Source organism: Kitasatospora sp. NPDC097643 (assembly GCF_040302625.1).
Lineage (GTDB): Bacteria > Actinomycetota > Actinomycetes > Streptomycetales > Streptomycetaceae > Kitasatospora.
On the sequence record NZ_JBEOSA010000112.1, the window covers coordinates 1 to 15,573 of the forward strand.

The window sequence follows — 15,573 nt, forward strand, 5'->3', positions numbered from 1 at the left end:
GCCGGGCTGCCGGCTGGTCGCCAACCCGGACTGGGCGGGCGGCATGGGCTCCTCGCTGCGCGCCGGGCTGGCCGCGTCGCGCCGTGACTGCGTCACGGACCGTTGCGGCGTTGCTTCGCAACGCTGACGCTGCGTCACTGCTACCGGATGGGTGGATCACCCTCGCGCTTGCCGATCGCTGGCACTCTGCCTTCGGTGTCGCTCCAACTGCCTTGCAAATGTGGCTAGTTGGCTAGTCAGAGACCGCATGTACCGCACGGCATGCAGTGCCTTACTGCGAACGCGGGGCGCAAGGGGTGAGCACGGTTGGTGACGTGCTGTGCGCCCGCCGGCCCTTCGATTGGTGACGGAACGTGATGGGCACGGCCGGACGGGGCGGTTCGGGCGGTCACAAGAATGGGCGTCCGAGAAATTCCCCGGACGCCCATTCTCGGATGAATTCTCGACTATGCAGAGAATCCAATGTGCGCTACTTCGAAATACGCTTCTGGTGGTGAGCCGAGATCTCCGGCAATATCCATCCACCATTCCTCTAGGCCGCTCATATCGTCATTGGCCCAGAGGTCTACGGCCCTATTCCAGTCGCCCGGACGGATCGTCATTTCCCGGTCCTCGAATTGCCCTTGCCGGGTTTGCTTGTTGGTCGGCACGGCGGACGCCGGAAGCGGGGTGACGCTGACCCGGGTTCCCCGGCCATCCTTTGACAGGCGCGCCTTCATGGTCCGGGCGACGTTCTTCGAGCGGAGATCCCGGTAGGCCGACTCAATCTTGTGCCGGTTGGCCGGTCCGGGCTGCTGCGTGCCCTTGAGCCACCGGCGCATGGTCTCGCGGGACGGAGAGAGGCCGGCGCGCTGCATCGCGTCGGCGCCGCCCTTGCGCTCGGTGAGGTACTTCAAGCGGGCGGCCATACCGCGCTTGCTGTCCACGGACGACCGGATACCTCCCGCCAGGGCGTCCAGTCCCCGGAAGATGGCTTCCCCGCCGGGCGTGCCGTACTTGCCGTGTCCCCAGCCTGTCATTCGAATTCACCCCCCACGGTGTAGGTGTTCTTGACCTTCATTTCGCTGAGCGCGCGGCCCTCGGTGAAAAGCCGCACCGTCTTGCCGTTTCGGTCGAGCAGCGCGGCCGACCGCCAGTCTCCGACGACGTGCAATTCGTCAGTGCCGGTGGCCTTGTAGATCTCCAGTCCGGCCCGGGTGGCGCGGATTGCCTTCCGCCAAAGGTTCGCGAAGGCTTGGGACCGGATGATGTGGACCCAATCGGAGCGGTTCAGCTCGTGATTGGCGTTGCTGTCTCCGGCCGTTGACACGAACTTGGAGTACATGGCCTTGACGTATTCCAGGGTCACCGTGTCACCGGTGGCGATGGCCCGGGTTCGTTCGTCGGTCAGAATATCGGCGAACTTCCGGAGAATGCTGGTCGATTCACCGGCCGTCCAGGATTCCAGGATGACCGGAGTGGCGCACAGGTTGCCGTACCGGTCGCTGGCCGCGTCGAATACCGCGTCCAGGGTGGAGCGGCTGATCCACACGGGGCCGGTCGCCTCTCGCCCGTCCCCCATGGGGTTCGGCAGGTGCGGGTGCGTCCACGGGATCGGCTCAATGAGGTAGATCCCGGAGCGCCGGCGGTCGAACATCGCCGGGTTACGGCCTTCCTCTCGGTCGTTCCGCAGAGACCCGATCGGCAGGTGCGCCGACTTCAATGCGGACAGGTAAGCGCCGTTCACGTCGAGCGCGCTCACCTCGATTCCGTCCGCAATTTCGGAATTGACGAACTTCGGGCGCGCCTCCCAAATGTCGTCAGCGCGCTTGCGTCCCTTTCGGATCAGCGGCTCCGGCATTTTCGGGAATGACGTGTGGTCGTAACGCGCGCTCGCCCGGCACGAGTCGAGTAGCGCCATGGCGTCCGGGATGGCTCGCTTGATCAGAGCGGCGGTCGCGGCTTCGACGTCTCCGCCGTGGGCGGCCAGTGCTTCGGTGACGCGGCCAGAGATGGAGAACGCCACGCCTTCGCCGGGCGCCTTCCGGGTGGCCCGCTCCGGTCGCTCCGGCGGGACAGCCGGAGCGACCGGAGCGACCGAGGACGCGGGTACGGCGGGGGGCGCCGGCGGGGCCGCGGGGGCGGTCTGGCGCTCCTGCTCGGCCATCGCGGCGCCGAGCGTGCCCGGTCCCCAACCGTTGGTCGGGTCCGGCTCCGGGGGCGCTTCACAGGTGGCGTGCAGCCCGTCCCCGAACATGTCGGCGACCATCGGCTCACCGCAGCCACGGCAGAGCAGCGGCCCCGTGCCGTCCTGCTGTCCGCCCGCCGGGCCATCGGTCCGGGGGGCGTCGTCGGGGCCGTCTGACGGGCCGTCTGACGGTTCCTCGGTGCCTTCCGGTTCGTCGTCGTCGGTCAGCTTCACGCAGTACCCGGCGTGGGTCTTCCCGGCCACCTTGACGCGGTTTTGGAGCTTCTTCTGTCGGCGCATCGACTCGGAGATGACCAGGAGTTCGCGCTGGTTGAGCCCGCGGACCGCGATCGTCTCGTCAATGCCGTCGTCTTCGCACAGCTTGCGGGCGGTCTTGCCGGACAGCATGACGACGCTGTGCCGGTCGGCCTCTTCCAGGATGATGCCGTAGATCCCGGTCCGGTCCATGCCGATGGCCGGCCCGGTGCCGGTGTTGCTCCATGACTGGCTGGCCCCGGTCATCTCCTCGTACAGCTTGCGGGTGGGCCACTTCGCCGGCTGCTCGCGCATGCTGGTACGGATCGAGTCGAGCAGCACATCCGCGGCGTCCCGAACGCCCTCGGAGCCGATCCCGGTTAGGTGTTCCCTGGCCGCCCTGAGCGCGGCGGCGGCCAACTGGCCATCGGTGCCGACCAGCTTGTCCAACAGCGCGGCCCCGGCGATCCCGCCCGCCAGGTGCTGCCCGATGGTGCGGGCGACACCCCCAGCGGGCAGCGGGAGCAGCTGCTCGGCGGAGCGGACCATCGGCCGGACGTCGGCCACCGGGACGCCCCGAATCCAGCGCAGCGGCCACCCGTAGAAGCGGTCAACGGCGCCGGCGCCTTCGTCGTCGTCCAGGCCGGTGAAGTACTCCGCGCACTTGGCGCCTTCCTCGGTGTTCGGCGGGCCGACGATCGGGGTTGCGATCTCCACGACGCGGGCGTGAACACCCGGGTTGGCCACCTGGCCGATGATCGAGTTGTTGCCGGTGGAGAACGCGGTTCCGTCCCACGGCGGGGACGTCTCGGCTTCCTTGGTGTAGCGGGTGGCGGTGGTGCGCTGGCCGCGCTGGGCGATGGTGAACACGACTTCTTCGAGCTGCACCGGGGTGAAGCCGGCGCCGCCCAACTCGTCGTTGAACGGCGGGAGCACGCCGAGCGCGGCCAGCCCGTAGGACAGGCCCGGGATCGAGCGGGACCACTTGCGCACGATGACGCGGGGGTTGCCGAACAGCGCGGCAGCCGCGTAGGTGGCGGTGGTCTTGCCCTGTCGGGCGTCGCCGCACAGGTGGCAGGTGAACGGCTGTCGGCGCATCGGGCCGACGTACGGGGAGAACGCCGCGATGCCGAGCGCCAGGGCCATCTTCGGGTGCTGGGCGGCGCGTTGGGCCATCTCCTTCCACCCGGTGCGGGCGTCGTCCTCGGTGCACTCGGCCACGGTGCCGTAGCCCTCCGGCAGCACGTCGGCCGGGGGCACGGCGAGCAGGCCGGCGCCGTCGAAGGCGGGCGTGGTGTCGTGGATGACGCCCTTGCGGTAGCCCTCGATGATGACCGCCGTGGCCAGACAGTCCAGGATCTTCTTGTCCACCGGCAGCGCGGCGCCGAGATCGGCGCCGAACTCACCGCGCGGGAGGTCCTGGCGACCGACCCGGACCACCGGCCCCTTCCCCGCGGCGTCCAGGCACAGCCGGAACTCCTCCCGCTTGCCGCGGGCCGTGCGGCGGTGGACGACTTCCAGCACGTACGGGAAGTCGCAGATCTTGACGTCGTTGCGGTAGATCCCGCGGCCGTGCGTCAGCCGGGCCGACCACGAGCCGCCGGCGGTCGTCGGGATCGGGAACTCGTCCGGCTTCGCCGCGCCACCACCGCGACCACCGCCGCCGCCCTTCCGGCCGCCACCGTCACCGCCGTTACGCGGGAACGGGACCACCGTGCCACCGGCCGACTCCTCCGGCTCCGTCTCGGCGTCGTCGTCCGCCGGCGCTTCGGCCGGGGCGACCGCGGGTTGCAGCGCGGCCAACTCGGCAGCCGGGTCGATCTCCTCCAGCGCGTCCGCCCCGTGACCGGCCGCCAGGTGGTCCGACAGGTCCGCCTTCGCCTCGACCACCAGACCCCGGACCACGCGCACCGACGCGGCCACGCCCGCCAGGGCGTCCCGGACCTTCACCGCGTGCCGGTAGCCGCTCGCGTCGCGGTCGGCCACGACGACCACGTGCGCGCCAGCCAGCGCTTCGGTGTGCTCCGGCAGCCACTTCTCCGCACCGGCCGGGCTGGTGGTGGTCACCATGCCAGCCGCGGCGCCGTTGTCGGCGTCCTTCTCGCCTTCGACCACGTGCACCGGGATGCCGTAGGAGATGGCGGCCACGACGTCGGGCAGCCGGTACAGCGGGCGCACGGTCGGCGCCTTGTACTCCCGGCGCCCGGACGCTCCCGGCCGAGCCTGGGCGAACAGCTTCTCCCCGCACCCCTCGCACCGCTTGCGGATCACCCACCCGGTGACCGTGCCTTCGGCGTCGGCGTACGTGTACTCGGTGACCTTGCGCCACTCGTGCGCGCACTCCATCCCGACCGCCTTCGGCTTCGCCTGGCGGGTGCCGGCGGCCGGGCGGGCGGGCCGCTTGCGCGCGGCGGTCGCGCCACCGGCCCGGGGGGTGCCGGCGGTGCGCGGTGCGTCGTACAGGTCGGCGAGCGCCAGGCCGAGCGAGTCGGCCACCTGCTCCGTGGTGCAGCCGCGCTGGCAGCACACCAGCACGCGGCCGGGGGACGGGCGCCAGTCGACCGAGAGGGACGGACGCCGGTCTTCATGCGACGGGCACCGGGCGTCCAGGTGGTCACCGCGCTCGCGCGGGTTGCAGCCGTGACCGGTCAGCGCGTCGGCGATTCGCGCGAAAGAAGCACGCGAATCGTCGCGTGCCGAGTTGATATTTCCGCCATGTTCGGCGGGCGAACTGTGTGTTGCAGGCGCTGATTGGAACGGAATTACCTCGTTCCGTGGGGTTGCCACGTCGGGATACCTCTCCGCCGCGCGCATGCACCCCGGCACATCCGTGCCTTACAGTGGGGACAAGCGAACGCGGCATGTTGCAGTCCTCTGAAAACCGCCAACTCCGCGTATGAAGGCCCTAGGCCCGGTGCTGGTAACACCGGATCACCTAGGGCCTTCGCCATTTCTGCTACGTCTTCACTGACGTTCTCCTGTGTGTCTGGCGCTGGTACGCCTTGCTGTATGTCCGACGCTGAGTCGTCGGGTGGGCGCGGGTGCCCGGGTACGGGAAAGGGAGCCGGCGCCGCTTCCGGTCGATGCGCTTGACGCACCATCCGACTCGCGCGACACGCCAACCCCCTCTCCCGTGATCGTAGCGTCAGCACCGCTGAATACAACCGACCTTGTCCCGGTTGGTTCCGGCCGGCCATCCTCTACCGTCCTCACCGGGGTGAGGACGACAGGGGTCGGCCCGGTCAGGACGCGTCCGGCGACCACGTGTAGGCCAGCTTCCACAGGTGGCACGGCATCACGTGCGTGGTCACCTCGGTGACCGTCCCGTCCTGGGAGTACGCCGTGTGGGTCAACTCGTAGACGCGGTGGTCCTCGGTCAGCCTGAGGAAGGCGGCTTCCTCCGTCGTCGGCGGCCGGACGTCGATGGTCTCGGTGATCCGGTCCTGCTTGTGCCCGGCGTCAGCCAGACGGCTGATCATGCCGCCGGAGCCGGTGTCCTCACCCGCAAGGCCGGACGCGACGGCCACCGCCTTGGGAACCTCGGTCACGGCGATCTGCACGGGGACGTCGTCCGCCCACATGTGGCGGGTGCGAAGGGTGGCGGTGTCGGTCTCGGTGACCGTCGTCTCCCAGCGCGGCTCGTGGCCGCGGTCGCGCACCTCGACGTCGAAGGCGCCCCGGCCGCGCTCACGGTAGGCAGCTTCGTACCGCTCCGGGACGGCGCGGGTGATCTTCAGCGGGATACGGCTCACGGTCGTTCCTTGCTTCGTTCGGGTGACGAGTCCTTCGAGGGCCAGGACTCCCATGGCCTTTTCAACGGTGCCCCTGCCGGTCTCCAGTTCGGCGGCCAGGTCGGCATCCTTCGGCAGCACGCTGCCGGGCGGGTAGTCGCCCCCGCTGATCCGTCGCCGGATCTCGTCGGCGATGCGCCGGTACTCCGGGCGCTTGGGTGTATCGGTCATGGAAGGAAGGTTACGGCCATAGCATCAACAGCGCAATCCATTGGAACACTTGACGTTCCGTTGGATTGCGAGGACTCTGGACATGCAACAGCCCCGGCGGAGTCTCTTACCTCACCGCCGGGGCCTGGCTTCGCCCTCGAAGGGATCAGCCATGTCCAACGCTACCGTTCAGGCCCGGCTCGCCGGGTTCGGGTACCTCGAACCGGACGGCCCGGCCTTCCGCCTGGTCAACCCGATCAGCCTCGCGCAGCTGCGTCAGCTCGCGTCCGAGGACTGGATCAGCGCCGTCAGCACCACCGACCGCGCCGGCCGCGTCCGCTTCCGCTTCATCGCCACCGTGAGCGGCCACCAGTTCACCGTCACCGGCCGGCTGACCGAGCAGCGGCGCCCCGGCGGCTTGAAGCCGTCCCCGCGCTGGGACGAGCTGGCCCTCTTCGACAACAACTCGGCCGCCACCGGCCACCACCAGGGAGGGAACAACCGATGACCACGACCACCCCGCCCAGCAACAACTCCGGCTCCGGCAACGCCTACAAGACGAAGCACGGGTTCGGCTCCGGCGCCGCGTTCGCCCCGTCGTTCGGGATCAACGTCAACGTCAAGAGCGGCGGCACGAACGGCAACGCGATCGGTGCGGCGGCCAACCCGGGCTCCGGCATGGAGCGCGCCAACCAGCTCGCGCTGCCGGAGCCGGCGTTCTACTCCACCGCCGACGTGCGGACGTACTGCGAGGGTGTGCGGTCGTTCGGCGCCTACGCCGCGATCGAGATCGAGGTTGCGGCCGAGATCCTCAAGGCCGCGCTGGAGCAGGCGAAGGGCGTGCCCGGGGACAACATCTTCCAGTCGAAGATGCGGGCGCGGGCGGTGGCGCGGAAGCTCGCGAAGGCGTCCGACGCCTTCACCGACGCGGCGAAGGCCGCCGCCGCCGCGTGGGCCGCGTTCCAGCGCGAGTACGCCCAGGTGGGCGCCGCCCGCCAGCCCGTCCAGCGCCGTCCGTTCCAGTTCTGACAGGGGGTCGAAGATGAGCGAGAAGCAGAACAACGCCGAGCAGCAGCACGAGCAGCAGCTCAACGGCGGCTCCACCGGCAAGCAGGTGACCGCGTGGCTGATGCACCGGGCCAAGCCCTACACCCCGCCGTGGATGATGGTCGGCGCGGTCGGCGTGGCCGGGTGCGCGGGGAACCTGGAGTGGGCGGGGTCGGCCGGGGGTGGGGTCGGGCTCACCCTGTCGAGCGTGGCACTGACCGCCGCCACCTGGTGGGCGGCCCAGCGCACCGGAGCACAGCGCCGGCTGCACTCGGCGGTCACCGTGGCCGCGGCGTGCACGTGGATCACGGGCGCGTCGCTGGCCGGTCCGACCGCCGGCCCGCTGCCGGACGTCTACCTGATGGGCGGTCCGGTGGTGGCGGTGTCGTGGAACATCCGCCAGGTGATGCGCCGCAACCCCGATGCGGTGCAGGCCGCGGGCGACTCGGACGGGTCGCTGCTGGAGAAGGTGAAGCTGGCTGGGGCAAAGATCCGCAAGGCGGAGGTGGAGCCGAACCGGGTCACGGCCGGGCTGGTGCTGCCCGCGGGCGAGATGACCAACGACGACGTGTCGCGGGCGCTGCCGAACCTGGCCTCCGCGCTGGACGTCGCGCCCACGGCGGTTCGGTACCTGCCGGACCCGGAGTCGGCCCGACGCGGCGAACTGGTGGTCGTGCCCCGGGACATGCTGGCCGAGGTGATCGAGTGGGAGATGCCGACCGCCGTGGGCGGGTCGATCGCCGACCCGCTGGTGATCGGCCGCTACGACGACGGGTCGCCGCTGGTGCTGTGGCTGCCGGGTGACCCGGAGACCGGCCGCAACGCCACGCACCTCCTGATCTGCGGCATGACCGGTTCCGGCAAGGGCGACGGCGCGCTGAACGTGCTGACGGAGATCCTGGGCCGCCGGGACGTGATCGTGTGGCTGTCCGACCCGAAGAGCTTCCAGGACTTCCGCCCGCTGCTGCCCGCCTTCGACTGGGCGGTCGAGGGGGGCGCCCCCACCGAGACCATGGTGACCGCCGTCCAGGCCGTCATCCCCGCCCGGACCCGGTGGCTCGGCGGCCACGGCTACCGCCAGTGGGTCCCCGCGGCGGCCGAGCAGCAGAACGACCCGGCGCACTCGTGCCGGACCGATGGCACCGCGTGCGGCTGCCCCGGCATGCCGTTCCTGGTCTCGTGGTTCGAGGAAGCGGCGGCCAGCATCCGGTTCATGGGCGACGAAGGGTTCACCGAGGTTGCCCAGCTCGCCCGCGCGGCCGGCATCGCGCTGGTGATCAGCCTTCAACGGCCGTCGCACGACCAGCTGTCCACCAGCACCCGCGCGTCGCTGCCGTCCGCGCTGGTCTTCGGCCTGGACAACCGGGACGAAGGCATGGCGCTGCCGCCGACCGTGCTGGACGCGGGCGCCCACCCGGGCGCGTGGGGCAACCGGCGCCCCGGCTACTGCTACCTGGTCAGCCCCGGCGTGGACGAGCAGCGGTACAGCTCCCCCGGCCGGACGCTCCGCTTTACCGGGAACGCCGCGCGGGTCATGGAGCAGTTGGCCGCGTGGGCGGTGCGCAACGGCGCGAAGGCGGACCCGATCACCGCCGGGGCCGCCGCCGCGGCGGTCGGCAAGGCATACACCAACCGCGCCGGCGCCACGGCCGACCAGACCCCCGAGGACGACGCCAGCGTGTACGAGACCCCCGAGGACGACGACGCGCCGAGCCGCCTGGACCCGGAAGACGCGGAGATCGACCCCACGGCGGAGCTGTCCGAGGTGCCGGACGCGCTGGCCGGTCTCAGCTTCGGCCCGGAGTCGGAAGCGGCGGACTTCACCCCGGAGGAAGCGCGGGCCGCGATCGAGGCGATCGTCTCGGAGTTCGAGGCGAAGGGCGTGATGGTGATCGGCCCGAAGGACGTGATGGAGTACGCCGCTCAGTTCGGCCGCAAGCGCCCGTGGGTGTCCGGTGAGTTCCGCCGGCTCATCGAGGAGGGGCGCCTGGCGCCGACCAGCCAGGGCGGCCGGTACCGCATCGTCCCCTCCCCGGCGCTGGTCTGACGCTCCCTGACGCCCCTGACGCGTCACGGGGCGCTGACACCCAAACCCTTAGGCGGACGGGGGTGTCAGAGGCCGCTGACAGGCCCTGACACCCCCCTCCTGACACCCGTGACACCCCACGAAGGAAGGACCGGCCGCCATGTGGCAGAGCATCATCACCATCGTCGGGACGCTCTCCGGAGCCGTCACCGCCGGCCTGATCCAGCAGCGCGCCACCCGCTCCGAGAGGTCCGCCGCGACCGCCGAGACCCGCCGCGCCGAGCGCGTCCAGGCCGTCACCGCGCTGCTGGTCGCGCTCGCCGACCACCGCCGCACGATGGTCCTGCGCGAAGAGATCCGCCTCACCCAGGGCGACGACTCCGACGCCTACGCCGCGGCCCGCACCGCCAGCCACGAGACCCGGGCCGCGATCACCGCCCCGCACGTCACCCTCTCGATCCTGGTCCCCGAGCTGGCCGCCGCCGCGCAGATCGCCGTCACCGCCGCCTACTCGATCCGGGGTGCCGAGCACGCCGGGTTCCTGGAGGTGGCCCGCACCAACGCGCTCAAGGCCGCCGACAACCTGGTCGCCGCCGCCGCCCGCACCGCCGCCTGATCCACCGCCAGCTTCCCCGCCACCAGATCCCGGAGGTACCCGAGATGAACCGCCCGCAGATCACCGACGCTGACCTGTTGTCCGCCCTGGTGCCCGACTCTCCGGCCGCTCTGGCGGGCGCCGAGACCACCCCGGCCGCCCCGGCTCCGACCGTCCTGCAGAGCGCTCCGACCGGGCCGCTGACCGTCGCCTACCGGCCCGGTCCGGACGGCACCCTGGTGCCCGTCTACGTGCCCGTTCCGCTGGCCCCCGCCGCCCCGGCCGTGCGGACCGACGCGGGGCCACTGGTGCCCCGTTGGGCGGTCGGCACGGCGGTGGTGTCGGTCGGTGTCGGCGCGGGCGGGTGGATGCTCGCCGGGGCGCTCAACCTGATGGGCACCGCCGTCACCGCGCTGGCCGCCGGCGCCACGGCCGGGCTGCCGCTGCTGGTCGTCGCCGGGGTCGCGGTCGCCGCGCTGGCCGGGCGCCGCTCCACCGGCGGGCAGGGCGGACAGGGCGTCCACGTCGTCCAGACCATCACGCAGACCATCACCAACAGCGTCCGCATCGGCGAGTGACGCCGCGCTCGCGCGGTCGCCGCAACGCCTGATGCCAGACTGACCACCGCACACAAATGGGGCCGCCCGGATGACGCCCGGAGCGGCCCCGTGACCACGGACAGGAGAACTCCCCGTGAACCACACCACGCAGTATGACCGACCGCTGACCAGGATTCACCGCGTGCTCCTGGTGGCCGCCGCCGTGCCCATGCTCGTGTTCGGCGTGCTCGGCGGAATCGGCACCTTCTCCAACATGACCCGCGCGTTCCACTCCTCCGGCACCGCGCTCGGCGTGATCGCCGCCGGTGAAGGCGCGACCGCCGTCCTGGCCATCCTCACGCTGGTACTCACCGCGTTCAGCCAGGCCACCCCCGCACTCGTCCGCGCCGGCCTGTGGGCCATGCCGCTGGCCGCCGCGGTGGTCGGCGCCGTCACCGCCCCCACGCTGCCGCTGGCCGCCGTCCAGGCGCTCACCCCCATGGGCATGTGCGTCTCGGCCGAAGGCTTGGCGCTGATGGTGCGCCGGACCATGGTCTACCGGACCGGGATCGACCCCGAGCAGCAGCGCCGCACCGCCGACACCACCCGGCGCCTGGCCTACCTGCGGGCCGTCGCCGCGAAGCACCCCGACGCCGAGACGCGCCGCAAGGCCGAGCTGGAAGCGTGGAAGGTCGCCGGAGAGGCCGGCGCCGGTGATCTCGTGCTCGGAGGGGACCTGGTGGACGTCCAGCGCGAGCGGCTGACGATCGCCGCGGACGACGCCCTGTCGGAGATGTTCACGATCGTGGCCACCCCCGCCGCAGCGCTCGGCGAAGCGCCCGCAGCACCCGAAGCAACCCCCGCTTCGACGGCCACGCTGGACGACGTGTGCGCCGTCGCCGGAGTCGAGACCCCCGCCCCCGGCGACGCGATGAGCGCCGATCAGGTGGCCGCCGTGCTGCGCTGGCTGCGCTACTCCACCAACCCCCCGATGTCCGGCCGACAGGCCATCTCCGCGTTCCGCACCCACGGCTTCACCGCCACCGACGCCGAACTGTGGAGCGCCTGGCGCAGCATCCCCACCCCCTGACCGACCACCCCCGACGCCCCGACCGGCACCCGCCGGCCGGGGCGTCGGCCGTTCCGCGCAGCACCAGCGCAGCACCCCGCGAAGCGGTCGCAGCGCTGGTCAGAGCGTTGCGACCCTCTCTCGCGCAGCACTCCGCAGCACCGGGTGCTGCGACGCAGCACCACACGGAATGCAGTGCCTTCCGTGCCGCTTCGCGCGCAGCACCGGGTGCTGCGGGACCTGCCGGACCGCACGGGATGCAGTGTCTTCCGTGCCCGCACGCGCAGCACCCTCCGCTTCGCCCGCAGCACCCGGTGCTGCGCGACCCCTCCACCACGGACGCCACGGGACGCAGTGTGCTCCGTGGCCGATACTGGCCGGGTGACACAGCATCAGCGACGCCCCCTCGGCACCGGCCCGGCCACGCCCGACAGTCCCTTGCAGCCCGCGCCCACGGCGAGACTGGGCACCGTCGCCGAGCGGGCGACCGCGCTCCCCGCCCCCGCGGGCACCGAGCAGTCGAACGCATCACCGGGCCGGCGCCCGCTCTTCCGGCGCGAGGAGACTCCCGCACTCGACTGACCATCCCGCCGGGCTCCGCAGCCTTACTCTGGCCCCATGACCGATGACGACGACTGGGCCGAGTACGACGATCCAGACGCGGACACGCCGCTCCCCAGATGCTCGGAGTGCGGGCGGAACTGGGGCCACGCACTTGGGTGCGAGGTCGCTCGCCTGGAGGCGAGCGACTGGCCGCTATGACCCGGCCCGACCCCGCGGCCCCTCTGCCCACCGGCAGGGGGGCCGTTCCCATGCCCCGGCGTCCGCGCACGGCCTGACACCCTGTCGCGCCACCTGTCGCGTCCCCTGTCGCGCCCGGGTGCTGTCGCGCCCTGTGATCTGCACGGTTACCCCGAAACCCCCGCCCCGCGGCCGGACGCGACAGCTCCACGCGACAGCCCCGGGAACCACGCTCCGGGCACTCGGCACCCGGGTGCCCGGGCCGACGATTCCGGGCACACCGCCGGACACACACTGACGTTTCCGCGCTTCCCTCTGGTGCAGTGATCCACATTCGTGGTAGCACGGACACAGCAGCAATCAGCGCCTGCAACACACAGGAAGAAGAGGAGCGACGTGCGGACAAACCCCGTTCAAGTCGAATGCCGCACGTGCGGAAAGCCGTACCGAACCACCGTCCGGGGCGGAAACACCCGCTGCCCGCACTGCCGCACGTCCCGGTACGTGAGGCTGGATCAGGAGTGGGAGGGCTCACGCGAGACGCTGCCCGCCGTCGCCGAGCGCGAGAAGGAACAGCGCGCCCGCGGCCCGGTCTGGTGCAGCTGCTCGGACTGTGGCCACGACTGGCAGTCGCGGGCGAAGGATCACGCGGTCCTGCGCTGCCCGCAGTGCCGGCACTCGGTGCGGGTGCCGCGCCGTCGCTGGGAGAACACCCAGGCGCAGCCCCGGGCGATCCGCCCGCTCCCCCCGCCGCCGCGGCTGCCGAGGACCGGCCGTCCGGGGCGCGACACCGCGCCGGCCGAGTGGGACTACGAGCCGGAGCCGGAGCCCGTACAGGCCGGGCTCAGCCCGGCCGAACTTCTGACGCGCCTGGCGGTGACGTTCTTCGGTGGCAAGGTGGCCAACCTGCCCGGCGCTCCGGCGCCCGGCCGCGCCACGAACGGCGCTCCGACCGCCGAGCAGCAGCCGAAGCGCCGACCCCCGGCGCCCCCGCGGCAGCAGCCGGCCCGGCGCCCGCCGATCGGTCAGCCCGCCCCAACGGCGGAGCACGGCAGCCGACCCGCCCCGCAACCGACGCGCCGGCCCACCGACGAGAAGCGGCTCAGCGACTCCGCCGACGTCCTTCGCAGCATCGGGTTGCAGCTCTTTGTCACCCCGGCCCCTGCCGGGCAGTGCGAGCTGTACGACGGGTGGCGCGGTGTCGCGTGCACGCTCGCGGCCACGAACCGGGTGATCGCCGAGACGCCGTTGCTGCCCCGGCTCGACGTCCGGGCCTGTGACACCCACTGGCCGGCCATCGCTCAGCGGACCCGCGCGGCCGGCATGGCAGTGCAGGTGATCCACCGCTGACCCCTCCGGCGACGGCCCCTCCGCCCACTGGACGGAGGGGCCGTTCCCGTTCCGGGCGGGAACGGCGGACGCGGGAAGGGGAGCACTGGCGGCCCGGCGTGTTCGATTTGCTGACGGCCCGTTTCGGGGTGTCGAGACGCCGATTCGCGCCCGGTTACCCGTGCCGGTTACCCGGTTACCCCTGCCGGTTACCCCTAGGTTACCCCTCGGGTTACCCGTGCCAAATGGCCTCTGACCTGCACGGTTACCCGAGTTACCCCTCAGCGCACGTCAACTCCCCCATATAGAGACTCCACCCGTGCACGCGCCGCACCTAAAATCGAACGCCCACCAGCGGCCCCCGAGGGCCGGCCGCTCCGCCGTGCCAGGTGTCGGCGACAGTGCCCGACGCGCACACGCGCCCGGACACACACGTGACGTTCTCGCGCGACCCCTCATGGAATCGATTCGCGTTCTTGGCACCAGCGGTCACAGGAAATCAGCGCCAGCAACATACAAAAACAGATCAGCAGGGCGCGACGTACGGCAAATCCAAAACGTCACGCGGCACTGAGGAACACACGGAATGCAGTAGGTTCCGTGGCATGGTGCTGAGTTTCGCCTTCGTCAATCTCAAGCCGGGCGTGGGCAAGTCCACCTCGGCCGTCTTCACCTCCCGCGCGCTGTCCGAAGCCGGGGACGACCCGCTCCTACTCGACGCCGACCGCGGACAGTCCGCGCTCCGATGGGACGAGCTGGCGGGCGGGTTGGGCTTCCCCGTCGTCGGGAAGCCATCCCGCACCCTGCACACCGCGCTGCCCGATCTTGTCGCCGGCCGACGCTCGGCCGTGGTCGACGTCCCACAGGTGGAGGATCACGCGGCCATCGCACGGAGCGCACTGCGGTACTGCAACACCTGGATTCTCCCGATCGCCCCGGCAGGAATCGAAGTTGACCGGATGTTCGCTGACGGGATTTTGAAGGATTTCCTGGACGACACCCAGAGCCTTCGCGATAAACCGGCGGATATTGTCGTGCTGTTCACTCGCACCAATACCAAAAAGCCCACTAAGGCCGGACCGGACGCGGACGTTCGTGCCGTCATGCGGGATATGGGATACCACGTGCTCACCACGCAGATTCCCAACAATGACGCCCAATACCGGCAGAGCTACGGCACCAAGGTTCGTGCGATCGGCACCCCTTACGAACGTCTCGTAAAAGAACTCAAGGAACGGCAGGCAACCCACTGATGGCCAAGCGCACCGACTACCGAGCAGCAGCCGACCGCAGCGCGGCCACGCCGGTACGGCGCCCCCGGACCGACCCAATCCGTGTCACGCTGGACCTGCAACCAGCCCAGCACGCCGGACTCAAGGCGTGGTGCAACATGGCCGCCGTCGAGGCCGGCCTACCGCGCGTCGATCTCGCGCCCGTGCTGCGAATCCTCGGTGACCTACTCACCAAGGGAGATGACGACGCGCCGGAATTGCAGCAGCAGGTAAAGGACGCTGTGAATCGCGCATTGCACCGACAGGCCGACGAAGCGGCACAAGCGCGAATGCGGCGCCGCTAACAAATCTTATTTCTGGCAATTTCCATGGCGGTTTTCGCGCTGCCATTTCGCGCATTTTGACGCGGGGCCAAAGCGGCCCCGGGAAAGGCTCCTGACCCCGTTCCGGCGCAAACTCAAGACGACACGGGAAAAGAATTGCGAAGCAATTCCGCCACATTCTGTGGCGCAGCCGCAGCGCGACGCGGCTCCGCAGTGAGCCTGGCCCACGGTGGTCACCTGACCCACGGCATGAAGATCAACTTCTCCGGCAAGCTCTACAACGTGGCCGCGTACCACGTGGACGAGAAG

Annotated in this window: 13 protein-coding genes and 1 pseudogene; 11 read left to right on the top strand and 3 right to left on the bottom strand. The window is 70.8% G+C overall.

Annotated features, from left to right (window positions below; genetic code table 11):
• A pseudogene (locus ABTY15_RS38190) lies at positions 1-76 on the top strand (nucleotidyltransferase family protein); the annotation flags it as partial.
• Positions 77-446: 370 nt separating this feature from the next.
• On the opposite strand, the gene ABTY15_RS38195 reads toward ABTY15_RS38190, so the two are convergent.
• The 3 genes from ABTY15_RS38195 to ABTY15_RS38205 form a co-directional block, all read right to left on the bottom strand.
• A complete protein-coding gene (locus ABTY15_RS38195; RefSeq protein ID WP_350606643.1) occupies positions 447-926 on the bottom strand; it encodes a transcriptional regulator in 480 nt (159 codons plus the stop codon).
• A gap of 89 nt (positions 927-1,015) precedes the next feature.
• Positions 1,016-4,957: a DUF927 domain-containing protein gene (locus tag ABTY15_RS38200; protein WP_350606648.1), complete on the bottom strand. Its 3,942-nt coding sequence runs from the start codon at positions 4,955-4,957 to the stop codon at positions 1,016-1,018.
• Positions 4,958-5,664: 707 nt separating this feature from the next.
• Positions 5,665-6,384 (bottom strand): GntR family transcriptional regulator, encoded by a 720-nt coding sequence (locus ABTY15_RS38205; RefSeq protein WP_350606653.1) that lies wholly within the window; start codon positions 6,382-6,384, stop codon positions 5,665-5,667.
• A 151-nt stretch (positions 6,385-6,535) separates the two neighbouring features.
• Here ABTY15_RS38205 and ABTY15_RS38210 point away from each other — a divergent pair, with 151 nt between their 5' ends.
• The 10 genes from ABTY15_RS38210 (at position 6,536) to ABTY15_RS38255 (ending at position 15,285) form a co-directional block, all read left to right on the top strand.
• On the top strand, positions 6,536-6,871 hold the full coding sequence (locus ABTY15_RS38210) for a hypothetical protein (protein WP_350606657.1): 336 nt from the start codon (positions 6,536-6,538) through the stop codon (positions 6,869-6,871).
• A complete protein-coding gene (gene traA, locus ABTY15_RS38215) occupies positions 6,868-7,392 on the top strand; it encodes a plasmid transfer protein TraA (RefSeq protein WP_350606660.1) in 525 nt (174 codons plus the stop codon). Before ABTY15_RS38210 ends, traA begins: the two co-directional genes overlap by 4 nt.
• A gap of 13 nt (positions 7,393-7,405) precedes the next feature.
• Positions 7,406-9,457 (top strand): plasmid transfer protein TraB, encoded by a 2,052-nt coding sequence (gene traB, locus ABTY15_RS38220; protein ID WP_350606664.1) that lies wholly within the window; start codon positions 7,406-7,408, stop codon positions 9,455-9,457.
• 139 nt (positions 9,458-9,596) lie between these two features.
• On the top strand, positions 9,597-10,052 hold the full coding sequence (gene kilB, locus ABTY15_RS38225; RefSeq protein WP_350606668.1) for a plasmid transfer protein KilB: 456 nt from the start codon (positions 9,597-9,599) through the stop codon (positions 10,050-10,052).
• Positions 10,053-10,096: 44 nt separating this feature from the next.
• A complete protein-coding gene (locus tag ABTY15_RS38230) occupies positions 10,097-10,609 on the top strand; it encodes a hypothetical protein (RefSeq protein ID WP_350606670.1) in 513 nt (170 codons plus the stop codon).
• Positions 10,610-10,724: 115 nt separating this feature from the next.
• Complete coding sequence (locus ABTY15_RS38235; RefSeq protein ID WP_350606675.1) at positions 10,725-11,660, top strand: hypothetical protein; 936 nt, start codon at positions 10,725-10,727, stop codon at positions 11,658-11,660.
• A 360-nt stretch (positions 11,661-12,020) separates the two neighbouring features.
• Positions 12,021-12,221 (top strand): hypothetical protein, encoded by a 201-nt coding sequence (locus tag ABTY15_RS38240; protein ID WP_350606678.1) that lies wholly within the window; start codon positions 12,021-12,023, stop codon positions 12,219-12,221.
• Between the two features lie 663 nt (positions 12,222-12,884).
• A complete protein-coding gene (locus ABTY15_RS38245; protein ID WP_350606681.1) occupies positions 12,885-13,730 on the top strand; it encodes a hypothetical protein in 846 nt (281 codons plus the stop codon).
• Positions 13,731-14,314: 584 nt separating this feature from the next.
• Entirely contained in the window at positions 14,315-14,962 is a 648-nt protein-coding gene (locus ABTY15_RS38250; RefSeq protein ID WP_350606684.1) for a ParA family partition ATPase, read from the top strand.
• Entirely contained in the window at positions 14,962-15,285 is a 324-nt protein-coding gene (locus tag ABTY15_RS38255; protein WP_350606687.1) for a hypothetical protein, read from the top strand. The genes ABTY15_RS38250 and ABTY15_RS38255 overlap by 1 nt, the downstream gene beginning before the upstream one ends.
• The last annotated feature ends 288 nt before the right edge of the window (positions 15,286-15,573 follow it).